General features: G+C 75.7%; 8 protein-coding genes. 3 read left to right on the top strand and 5 right to left on the bottom strand.

Translation table 11 applies throughout. The features are described from left to right. Positions 1–55: 55 nt before the first annotated feature. Entirely contained in the window at positions 56–1,261 is a 1,206-nt protein-coding gene (locus tag ACZ45E_RS01715; RefSeq protein ID WP_468215200.1) for a beta-ketoacyl-[acyl-carrier-protein] synthase family protein, read from the bottom strand. Next, positions 1,258–1,506 carry an acyl carrier protein gene (locus ACZ45E_RS01710; RefSeq protein ID WP_468215197.1) on the bottom strand — a complete coding sequence of 83 codons (249 nt, stop codon included), beginning with the start codon at positions 1,504–1,506 and terminating at the stop codon, positions 1,258–1,260. Before ACZ45E_RS01710 ends, ACZ45E_RS01715 begins: the two co-directional genes overlap by 4 nt. A gap of 119 nt (positions 1,507–1,625) precedes the next feature. On the opposite strand from ACZ45E_RS01710, the gene ACZ45E_RS01705 reads away from it, so the two are divergent. Continuing rightward, the gene (locus tag ACZ45E_RS01705) at positions 1,626–2,426 is read left to right on the top strand and encodes a 1-acyl-sn-glycerol-3-phosphate acyltransferase (protein ID WP_468215194.1); all 801 of its coding nucleotides are present in this window, start codon (positions 1,626–1,628) and stop codon (positions 2,424–2,426) included. Between the two features lie 117 nt (positions 2,427–2,543). On the opposite strand, the gene ACZ45E_RS01700 is transcribed toward ACZ45E_RS01705, so the two are convergent. Both ACZ45E_RS01700 and ACZ45E_RS01695 read right to left on the bottom strand, forming a co-directional pair. Beyond that, on the bottom strand, positions 2,544–3,989 hold the full coding sequence (locus tag ACZ45E_RS01700) for a hypothetical protein (RefSeq protein WP_468215191.1): 1,446 nt from the start codon (positions 3,987–3,989) through the stop codon (positions 2,544–2,546). A 37-nt stretch (positions 3,990–4,026) separates the two neighbouring features. After that, positions 4,027–5,442, bottom strand: coding sequence for a lipase family protein (locus ACZ45E_RS01695; protein ID WP_468215188.1), 1,416 nt, complete (start codon positions 5,440–5,442; stop codon positions 4,027–4,029). Positions 5,443–5,654: 212 nt separating this feature from the next. Between ACZ45E_RS01695 and ACZ45E_RS01690 the strand changes: the two genes are divergently transcribed. Then, a complete protein-coding gene (locus ACZ45E_RS01690) occupies positions 5,655–7,058 on the top strand; it encodes a hypothetical protein (protein ID WP_468215186.1) in 1,404 nt (467 codons plus the stop codon). 27 nt (positions 7,059–7,085) lie between these two features. Continuing rightward, positions 7,086–7,826, top strand: a complete 741-nt coding sequence (locus tag ACZ45E_RS01685; RefSeq protein WP_468215184.1) for a bestrophin-like domain — start codon at positions 7,086–7,088, stop codon at positions 7,824–7,826. A 13-nt stretch (positions 7,827–7,839) separates the two neighbouring features. On the opposite strand, the gene ACZ45E_RS01680 is transcribed toward ACZ45E_RS01685, so the two are convergent. Further along, a complete protein-coding gene (locus ACZ45E_RS01680) occupies positions 7,840–10,728 on the bottom strand; it encodes an NACHT domain-containing protein (protein WP_468216000.1) in 2,889 nt (962 codons plus the stop codon). Positions 10,729–10,745 lie beyond the last annotated feature (17 nt).

The raw sequence follows: 10,745 nt of genomic DNA, 5'->3' as shown, positions 1-10,745 counted from the left end.
ACGTATAGCCGAAGCCGCCGAAGAGTTGAAGGCACCGGTTCGGGCGGGCGCGGGTTCAGTCGCGGGCCAGGACCAGCACCGCGTTGTGGCCGCCGAAGCCGAAGGAGTTGCTGACGGCGAACGCCGAGGAGACCGGCCGCGCCGTACCCGCGACCACGTCGATGTCGAGCGCCGGGTCCTGGTCGGCCAGCCCCGCCGTGGGCGGGACGACGTCCGCGCGCAGCGCCAGGACCGTCAGGGCGGCCTCGATCGCACCCGCCGCCCCGAGAGTGTGGCCCAGGGCGCCCTTCGCGGAGGTGACGGGCGGCCGGTGGGGGAGGACCCGGGCCAGCATCGCCGCCTCCATCGCGTCGCCGCGCGGGGTCGACGTGCCGTGCGCGTTGACGTGGTCCACGTCGCCGGGGGCGATCCCCGCCTCGGCGAGCGCGGCGCGCAGGGCCCGCTCGGCGTGGCGTCCCTCGGGGTGCGGGGCCACCAGGTGGTGGGCGTCGCTGCCGGCCCCGTACCCGGCGATCCGGGCGAGCCGGGGCGCGGAGCGGGCGGCCGCGTGCTCGGGCCGCTCCAGGATCAGGGCGCCCGCGCCCTCCGCGATGACGAAGCCGTCGCGGGCCCGGTCGAAGGGGCGGGAGGCGACGTCGGACAGCGCCCGGAGCTGGGCGAAGCCGGTCACGATGAGCGGGGTGACGGCCGCGTCGGCACCGCAGACCACGGCGATGTCGCACTGGCCGGAGGCGAGCAGATCGCGGGCCGTGCCGATCGCGGTGGCCCCGGAGGCGCAGGCGGTCGCGACGTTCAGGGTCGGCCCGCTCGCTCCGAGGTGCAGGGCGATGGTGGCACAGACCATGTTGGGCAGATAGCCCGTCAGGAAGTACGGGGAGACGCTCTGCGGGCCGTCGGCGTCGAACCGTGCCGCGGCGCTGTGCTGGGTGTGCACGCCGCCGACGGAACAGCCGGTGACGACGGCGACGCGCGTCGGGTCCCACGCCGCGGGGTCGAGCTTGGCGGTGTCCAGCGCCTGGGCGACGGCGGCCAGGCCCATCCGCGCGACGGGATCGAGCTGGGCGGCCCCTGGCAGCCGCGGGCGCAGCCCTTGCACGTCGCCGACGCGGCAGCTCAGGGAGGCCCCCAGCTCCCGCAGTTCCGGGTCCCGGCGGGCGGTGGCGCGGCCGTCGCGGACCGCCGCCCAGGTGCTCTCCACGTCGGGCCCGGCGGCGGTGACGAGGCCGAGCCCGGTCACCGCGACGCCGGTGTCCCGCGTCATCCGGCGCGACGCTCGTCGACGCGGGCGGAGAACTCGGCGAAGGTGAGCTCTCGCAGTTCGTCCTCGGTGGCGCTGACCCCCAGCTCGTCCTTGAGCGTGATCGCCATCTCGACGACCATCAGCGAGTCGACGAGCAGTTCGGTCATCCGGGCGTCGGCCCGTACGGCGGCCGGGTCGACCTCGAACCTGCCGACGAGCAGGTCGGTGATCAGATCCGCGGTCGCAGGTGACGCAGAGGTACTCATGGCGGGCCTCTCCCTGAACGCCGCCCGGCGGTCGGGCGCTAGTGAGAGAGACCACCTCAATGGCACCTTTAGTCTTGCGCCGCCCCATTTTCAGCAGAAAGTGGGATCTTGTGACCGAAGTGACGCAGGCGACAGAGGCAGTAGAGGCAGTAGAGGCGACAGAGGCGGCACAGGCGACGGCGGCCGCGGAGGGGCGGACACTGGACGACGTCGGCGCGGAGCTGTTCGACGGCGTCCTGAGCCGGCTCGTCGACGACTACTTCCGCGTCGAGGTTTCGGGCCTGGAGAACGTGGCGCCCGCCGGCCCCGCGCTCCTGATCGCCAACCACTCGGGCGCCTGGGGCCTCGACGCGTTCGTCCTGCACAAGCTCCTCCACCGCGAGCTGCGCCGCCCCGTGCACCTCTACGCGTCCGAGGTGGCCTTCCGGCTGCCCCCGATCGCCTCGTACGCGCGTCGGCACCACGCCTTCACCGACGATCCCACGCTGGGCCGGGACCGGCTGGCGGCGGGGCACCTCGTCGCCGTCTTCCCGGAAGGGCTCGACGGGGTCGGCAAACCGTTCTCGCAGCGCTACCGGCTGCGGCCCTTCGGCCCCGGGTTCGCCGCCACCGCGATCCGGACCGGCGCGCCGGTGCTGCCCGTGTCGATCGTGGGCGCCGAGGAGTCGTACCCCAAACTGGGCGAGATCCGGTCGCTGGCCCGCCGGTTCGACCTCCCGTACTTTCCCGTGACCACCTTGCTGCCGTTTCCGGCGAAGTGGCGGATCAGCATCGGCGAGCCGATCCCCGCCCCGGCGCCCGCCGCCGCCTCCTTCGCCGCCCGCTCGGCCGCGGCGCGGCGGCTCTGCGACGAGGTCTGGTTCACCGTCCAGAGCATGGTCGACCGGGACCGGCGCCGCCGCGCCTCACTGTTCTGGTGAGCCGCAGGCGGTGAGCGGTGAGCGGTGAGCGGCGGGTCGTGAGCCGCAAGCGTCGGGCACCGGGTTGCGGGCCCGCGGACCGTGACGCGTGATCGGCGGGCTGCGGGAGCGCCCCGCTCAGTTCGCCAGCCACTCGGCGGCCCGGCGCGCGTCGGCGGCGGCGCGGGCACAGCGCCGGGCGTGGGCCAGCAGCGTCATCCGGCAGTGCTCGCCGAACGCGTCGTGGTTCCAGCCGGACTGCCGTGCGCACTCGGTGAGCCTGCGGGCGTGCTCGTCCAGGCCCCGGGCGCCGGCCGCGACGAGCGTGGCGTAGCGGTCGGCGCCCTGCCCGGCGGCGGTCGGTGCCTGCCCGTCGGCCACCGGGCGGGCGTCGGCGCCGCCCGGCGTGTGGTCGGCGTCCGCGAGGGCGAGGCGCAGCGACGCGGCGGGCAGCTCGGCCGGCAGCGCGCCGGCGGTGAGGTGCGGGGACAGGACGACCGGTTCGGCGTGCCGGAGGAGGGCGCGGACGAGTTCGGTGGCGGCGAGGACGGCCAGCTCGGCCGCCGTACAGGGGGCGGGCGCCGCGCACAGGGACGCCGACGGGTCGCCGGCGGCGTGCCCCTGCCCGTCGTCCAGGTCGCGCAGCCAGGCGGTCGCACACAGGATCTCGGTGCCCGCGTCGACGCCGACGCCGTGCCAGGTGAACGGCGTCAGAACCTGGTGCACGGTGGCGGCCAGCGGCGGATACCGGCGCAGGGCCACGCTCACCGACCGCTCGGCGCGGTCGTCGGCGGGCAGCGGCGGCTCCACCGTCACCAGTGCCAGCGCCTGCGCCGCCGTTTCGGTGAGGGCACGGGTGACGATCTCCAGTGTGTGCTCGACCACCGCGTCCCTGGTGCCGTCCGGGAGCGCGGCCGCGGCGATCCCGCCCGGGTGCGCGCCGTGGACGTACGGGTCGAGACGGCGGCGCAGCGCGGCCACGCGGGAGGCGTACTCGGTGCTGTCTTCGGCCCCTGCCGCGATCTCCAGGATGGCGCTGACGAGGCTGTCGTCGGCGGCGTCGGCGCCGAGGACGATCCGGCGGGCGAAACGCGCGGCGAGGGTGCACCAGTCGGCGCGGGCGAGACCGCCGTCCGGGCGCCGCGTGGCATGGATCCCGGCGGCCGTGTCGTCGGCGGCCGCCCGCACCTCGGCACGGATCGCGCCCAGAGAGACCGGCAGCGCCGCATGGGGGGTCAGCCGCAGACGCCGGCCGTCGGCCGTGAGGGCGGTGGCGGTGCCCCGGGCCCCGGCCTCGTCGGCCGCGTGGACCAGCCCCGTGGCGTCGTCGGCGGCCAGCGGCATCAGGAAGGTGCCGAACGCGGTGCGCAGCCGGGTCGGCCGGCCCGAAGTACGGCGCCGCAGTTGCGCCAGGACCTGCCGGGTCAGGTGCTGCCGGGTGAACGGCTTGAGGCCGAAGGCGCGCGCGGGGGCGTCGATCCAGGAGATGCGCTGGGCCGCGAGTGCGGCGCTGACCAGCGCGTTCTCCACGGGCCAGGCCGTCGTCGGCCGGCGAGGAGCGGTCGGGGTGTCGCTGGCGTTCATCGCCGGTCTCCCTCGGGAAGGTCGCGGGCTGGCGGCGTCACTTGTCGCGCAGCAGGTAGGGCTGGTCGCTGACGATCTCGCCGTCGTAGCGGGTGAGGAGTTCGTTGACGCTCGCGCGGTACGGGACGTCACCGCCGCGCAGGGTGTCGGCGTACGCCTGCGGGGCGTGGGAGAGCGGGTAGTCGTACGTCTCGTCCAGCCAGGAGAACTCGATCCAGTCGGCCGGGATGTCGTTCGCCGAGGCGGGGCCGCGACCGTCGAGGCCCGGGATCACGTCGTGCTGGTTGACGAGGCTGACCACCCGGGTCGTGGGGTCGGCGGGGCGCTTGGTGTCGATGGGGGAGCCGACGGTGATCACATGCGTCAGCCGGTACGTGGAGACGAAGTCGAGGTCGCCGGCCAGGTTCATCGCGGTGATGCCGCCGAGGCTGTGCCCCACGATCATCAGCTCCGAGCCCTCCGGGACCCCCGCCCGCACCAGCATCTGCTTCACGGAGCGGCTGTACGTGGTGTCGGTGCGCAGCAGGGCGTCGAACGCGCCGACGAGGTCCTGCGGGGTGCTGTTGCTCAGCCGCCCGAAACTGGTGCCGGGCAGCAGCAGCACGTGGCGCTCGGCGCCGTCCGCGCAGGCGACGCGCCGCAGCAGGGCGAGCCCGTGGTTGCCGAGGGCGGAGATGGCGTCGATGTAGCGGACGATGTCGTTGCCCGACCGCTCCAGGACGCGGGCCAGCATCGCGTCGGCCTCCGCGCGCTCGGCCCGCCCCGCGCCCGGGTTGAGGTGCCGGATGAGCCCGGCGGGCAGGCCGAGGAGCGGGTCGGTGGTGGGCACGCCGCCGGCCAGGGTGACCCACGCGAAGCTGTCGTTGGTCGGGTTCTCGTCGAGCAGCCCGGCCAGCGCGAGCAGCTCCATGATCACGGGGCTGATCGTGGTCAGGGTGCGGGTGACGCCGAGAAGGTCCACCAACTCCCTCGTCGCGCGGAGCACTTCGATCCTGCGACCGGCGACCACGGCGTCCGTGAGCCGTTTGGCGAGCGGCGCCGCCAGGTTCGGGTGTTCACGGGCCGCGGCCTCGATGCGCAGCGCGAAGGCGTCCACGGCCATCGCCACGCAGGCGGGCCGCCGGCGCGTCACGGCGCCGAGCGAGCGGACCGTCTCCCCGACCATTCCGCCGTTGACGGCGAGGCCGAGCCCGCCGGGGTTCGACATCGCGCGGGCCGCCGACAGGGCGGTGCCGAGCGCCCATCCGGGGCGCCGCAGCGCCTGCAGCGCGACCCGCCAGCTGGCGGCGGCCGCGGTCAGCTCCGCACCGGTCCGCCGCGCCGCGAGGGCGGCGTCCGCGAGCAGGATCGAGGCCGCGATCAGCAGTTCGGCGTCGGTCTGCGCCTGCCGCGCCGATGGTTCCTGTCGTACGGGCGTCAGCTCGCCGACGACGTCGGCTGTCCGGGCTGTCATCCCCGCCACCTCGTTCCTGAGCGCTTCGGCGGGGCCGCGCACAACAGCGCGGCGCCCGGTATGTCACCCTCCAGCAGTAGAACCGGCGCCGGGCCGGTCGGCAGGGCCGCTGCCGCCGCTCGGGTGAATCCCCGCACGTGCGGGCGTGTCGAGGGCGACGTCCCGCACCTGTCTGTGCCCAGCTTTCCGATGTGATCATCGCAGGAGCGGGTGTGAGGCTGGACCGGTCGGCACGGCCGGTGCGGTGGCTGTCGGTGGGTCTTCTCCTGGCCGCGAGCGGCTGGTCGGCCGCCGCGCCCTCCGCCGCCGACGGCGCCGGAACACGCGGGCTGACCCTCGCGGTCACGGTGAACACCCGGCCCGGCCTGGGCGCCCTGCGCCCCGGCATCAGGACCGGCGCCCCCGTCGTCAAGTCCTACCGGCTCGTCAACCACGGCGGCGCCGACCTGCACGAGGTACGCGTGTGGGACCCCGCGATGCCCGGCGCCGCGATCCGCTGCCCCGGCGGCCCCGGCCGGGTGCGGATGCTGACCGGGATGCACTCGGTGCGCTGCACGGCGACCGGCGCCGCCCGCCCCGGCGACTGGATCGGCGAGGTACGGGCGACCGGCCAGACCCGGCTGCGCGCCGCGGTGCAGGCGACGGCGCGCTCCGGGTACGCCGGGGTCGGCGCCGCCCTGGCCCTCACCGAGACGGCACGCGTCAGCGGCCCGGACCGGGCGCGGATCCGCTACGTCCTGGCCAACCACGGCAACCGGCCCGTCCACGGCGTCCGCCTCACCGACCCGGCGCTGCCCCGCGAGCGGATCGCCTGCGCGGGCGGGCGGCCGGTCGTCGCCCACCTCGCCGCCGGGGCCCGGGCCGTCTGCACGGCCGTGGTCCGGCGCGCCCCCGGCACGTACGTCAGCACCGGGCGGGCCGACGGCAGCGACCTGCTCCGCACCCTCGACCCCCGCGGCGGCTCGATGCCCGCCCCCCGGCTCACGGCGCGGGCCTCGGCACGTTTCACGCTCCGCGCCCCGGCGCGCGCCACCCCCGCGCCGCCGCGGCTCCCGGCGCCCGTGACCCCCGTGCGGCGGCCGCGCCCCGCACCGCCGCCTCCGGCGCGGTCCCCGGTGCCGTCCATCGCCGCGCTGCTGCGCCTGCCGCCCCCGCCGCCGGGCATCGCGGCACCGGGCATCGCACCGCCCGGCGCCGCGGCGACCGGCGCGGTGCCGGGCGGGGTCGCGCCGCCGGGGGCGGCCCTGCCCGGGGGAGCGGCCCCCGGTCTCGTCCCCGCCCCTGCCCGGCCGGGCAGGGGCGTAGGTGCCGGGAGGGCCCCGGCGGCGGTACCGCCGCCCGTGGTGCCGACGGCCGGTGTGCCGACCCCTGGTGTGCCGACCGCAGGTGTGCCCACGGCCGGTGTGCCCACGGCCGGTGTGCCCACGGCCGATGTGCCGTCGGCGGCCGAGTCGCCGGCCGCGCTGCCGGAGCAGACCCCGTCGAGACGCCCCCTGCTCAGGCGCTTCATCACGGAGGACCACCGCCCCACCGACCTGGGCGTGCTGACCGCGCTGTTCCTCATCCTGCTGCCCGCGGCCATCGCGGCCGCCGTGTTCGGCTCCCGCCGACTCTGACCCGCCACCACGGAACGGGACCCGCCGATGATCGAAAGCCTCGCCATCGTCCTGGGCGTCGCCGTGCTCGCCGCCGCGGTCGTCCTGGTCAAGCACCGCTTCTGGCCACCGGCGCCGGACGACGAACCCCGCGAGGACGTCGCCGAGTACATCTCCATGATGGTCGGCGTCCTCTACGCCCTCGTGCTGGGCCTCGCCCTGGTGACGGTCTGGGACACCCACGCCGGCGCCGAGGAGCACACCGCCACCGAGGCCAGTGCCGCGCACCAGATCCATCTGCTCGCCGCGGGCCTGCCCGCCGCGCAGGCCGGCCGGATGCGGGGCGAGATCGAGGCGTACACCCGGCACGTCGTCGACATGGAGTGGCCCGCCATGGCCGAGGGCGCCCCGCTGGGCCGGACCGGGTGGCGCCTGCTGAACGAGGTCCGCGCGACGAGTCAGGTCCCCGCGGACGCCACCCCTGCCCAACAGGCCACAGGGCAGGAGACGTTGGCGCAGCTGAGCACCCTGGACGAGGCGCGCCGCGGTCGGGAGGCCGACTCCACGGAACGGCTCTCACCGGCGATCTGGTTCGGCCTGATCGTCGGCGGCGTCCTCACCATCGCCTTCATGTTCATGTTCGGTGTGCAGCGCAGCTTCACCCACGTCGTGATGGTGATGGGCCTCTCCGCCCTCATCACCTTCACCGTGCTGCTCATCTACCAGCTCGACACCCCCTTCCACGGGTTGTTCGCCGTCGACTCGTCCCCCTTCACCCGCTACTTCTGAACCGGGCCGCCGCTCACTCAGGCCCTCGCACCGCCGCCAGCCGCTCCTGGAGCCTTGCGTGCCGGAACTGGTACACGGCACCGGCCTGCCGCAGCACGCCCCGCTCGTGCGCCTCGGCGAGGAAGGCCATCAGCCGCCAGGGCAGCGCCCCGGCCGTGCACAGCCACAGCCGGGCCGTGAGGAGCCGCCCCCAGGCGGACAGGGCGAGGGTGATGACTCCGGTGGGCAGGAAGACGAGGGCGCCGACGGCCGAGTCCCCGGGCAGCGGGGCGTCGAGCAGGAGGCCGCTGAAGAATCCGACGACCGTGATCAGGAACGCCCGGACGACCGCGGTGTCCCTGTCCGTACGCAGACTCGCCCCCGGGCCGAGCGCGCGGGTGATGTCGGCAGCGGCGCCGAGCCACCGGTGCAGGCCCGCGGCGAACCCGGCGACGACGCCGATACCCAGCCCGCCCGCCAGCCCGAACGACGCGGCGGAGCCCAGGAGTTGGCCCGGGTCCTGCTGTTCGACCCACTCCAGGGCGGCCTTGTCGAGGATGACCTCCACGTCGTAAGGCACCGCTGTACGGCCGTCGGGCAGACGCACGGGGAAGTCCTCCTCCGGTGTGGCCCCCATGGTCACCTCGATGGTTCCCTCGAAGCTCCGGCCGCGCCGTCCCTCCTCGGCGCACGGGGCGTCGGGGTCGCGTACGTCGCCGGCGAAGAGCAGCAGCGGGTACCCGTAGCAGTCCGCGATCACGACTCCGGTGAACGGCCGCGCCGGCCGCACGTACGGACGGCCGTCCGGGCCCAGACCGTACCGGGCGCCGTCGTCCGCCACCACGAACCGGCCGCCGTCGGCCGCCCGCTGGACCGGCGCGCGCAGCGGGAACTCGTCGCGTACGGCCGCCCGCCCGGCCGAGGTCGCGCCCTCGGCCACCGCGAAGGTCAGGCCGAGGGCGGCCCCCGCGAGCAGCCCCACCCCGAGCCCGTGCACCAGGGCCGCGCCGAACCGCCGCGCCTGGCCGGGCCCGCGAGAGCCCCTCCCGTCCGCCGAACCGGCCGCGGCGCCCGCCTCTCCGCGGACGACGGTGGCGCCGAGCACGGCGCCGCCGACCGCGAAGGCCAGGATCATGACGCCGGAGGCGTCGAAGAACACCGTGCCGCCCACGACCGTGGCCATCCCCGCCGCGAAGAGCCCCGCCAGCCCCTTCCACACCCAGCGCCCGTACTTGCGGCGGGGCAGCGTGGGGAACGCCATCGTGGAGGGGCCGGGCTCGGCCGTGACGCCGATGACGGCGAGGGTGACGGCCACCAGGATCCCGTAGAGCGCGCCGACGGTGAGCCACCCGACCACCTCGGGCATCCCCGCGAACGGCAGGTCGGTGTACGTGTCCCGGGCGAGCGGGCGCGTCCCGCCGACGATCGCGGCCGGCACGGCGACGCCGGCGAGCGACAGCAGGACCTTGCGGCGCAGCGGCACGGTCGCGCGGGACAGGGCCGCGTACCCCGCGCACAGTCCGGCCAGGATCGCGGTGGTCGCGGCCGGCGCCACGGGCCCGGCGCCGGCCCGCCATGCGAGGAGGCAGGACGTCAGCGCCACGGCCCCGAGGAGCAGCAGCGGCCCCAGTGGACGCAACGGCCGCGGCAGCGCGGTACCCAGCTGCCACCAGGCGAGGTCGGGGGCGCCGCGCCGTTCCAGGTGCCGGGCGAGGAAACGGAGCAGGCGCACGGCCTCGTCGCTGTCCCAGCGGGCCGAGGTGCGGAACGAGGCGGGGACGAAACCGTCCAGCAAGTGCCGTTCCACCGCGGCCGGTTCGTCGAACCCGGGGCGGTGCAGGAGCTCGCCGGGGTCGGCGCCGGGGTCCTCGTACACCGAGCGGGCCATCGCCACCATCAACGGGCTCGCCAGCACCTGCTCCAGGCACCGGGCCCTGGAAGTGTTCGGATGGCGCCTGACGTGTTCGAGTACGGGGTCCCAGGCCGTGGCACGTTCCCCGGCCGGTCCCCGCACGGGCCGGGCGGTGCGCGCCAGGTACCCGGCCGCGTCCTCGAAGTCCAGCGGGCGCAGTTCGACGACCGAGGCCGCCGTCAGTACGTCACCGTCGGCGACGACCTCCGCGTAGACGCCGCCGCGGCAGGTCAGCAGCAACGGGGAGCCCGCGTCGAGTTCCGTGTTGAGGCGCCATACGGCCCGGGCGCGCAGCGGTTCGGCCAGTTCGTCGAGGCCGTCCAGTACGGGGAGGATCCGCCCGGCGGCCACAAGTTCCTTTGCCAGTGCGGTTCCTGACGCCCCCTCGGGCCCGAGCGCGGGGTATCCGGCCACGAGCCGGTCCGCCAGCCACCGGCGCAGATCCTGCCGGTGCGGGTCCCAGGTGGACGCCTGGAACAGCACGGGAACGGGATCGCCCGCACCGCGCCGCGCCAGCAGGTCGAGGAGGAAACGCACCGCGAGCACGGTCTTCCCGCTGCCGGGTTCGCCCAGCACGACCAGGCGGCGCGACGGAACGTACCCGAACACCTGGGAGACGTCGGCGAGTTGTCCGGCGATGTCGGGGCGCTCGGTGTCCTGGGCGGGCCATCCGACGGCCTCGTCGAGATCGGCCAGCCACGCGGGCGCCGGGGACCAGCGTACGGCGAGCGGCTCGGGGTCCTGGAGCCGCCGCAACCGCCACTCGGCCTGCCACTGGGCCCGCACGGCGACGGCCAAGTCCGCCGCGACACCGTCCAGTTGCACGCCGGGGGCGATCGAGGGCGCCGGTCGCCGCGTGTTGTGCACCAGCCCGGCCAGCGAGACGAGGAACCCGAGGACCGACAGCAGGGGGCCCGTCCCCGCGAGGCTCCCGTCCCGGATCACCACCGCCGCGAGCACCCCGGTGGCCAGCACCGCGCCCACCCACGAACCACGCCACCAATACCGCATCGCCACGCCCCCGTCCG

The organism is Streptomyces sp. NPDC030991 (assembly GCF_055571235.1).
The sequence above is the reverse complement of the archived record's forward strand: the minus strand, read 5'-3'. Positions and strand labels throughout refer to the sequence as shown.

Coding starts and splice junctions, on each gene's coding strand:
- ACZ45E_RS01715 (WP_468215200.1), bottom strand. CDS start 1,261: ATGACGCGGGACACCGGCGTCGCGGTGACCGGGCTCGGCCTCGTCACC.
- ACZ45E_RS01710 (WP_468215197.1), bottom strand. CDS start 1,506: ATGAGTACCTCTGCGTCACCTGCGACCGCGGATCTGATCACCGACCTG.
- ACZ45E_RS01680 (WP_468216000.1), bottom strand. CDS start 10,728: ATGCGGTATTGGTGGCGTGGTTCGTGGGTGGGCGCGGTGCTGGCCACC.
- ACZ45E_RS01685 (WP_468215184.1), top strand. CDS start 7,086: ATGATCGAAAGCCTCGCCATCGTCCTGGGCGTCGCCGTGCTCGCCGCC.
- ACZ45E_RS01700 (WP_468215191.1), bottom strand. CDS start 3,989: ATGAACGCCAGCGACACCCCGACCGCTCCTCGCCGGCCGACGACGGCC.
- ACZ45E_RS01695 (WP_468215188.1), bottom strand. CDS start 5,442: ATGACAGCCCGGACAGCCGACGTCGTCGGCGAGCTGACGCCCGTACGA.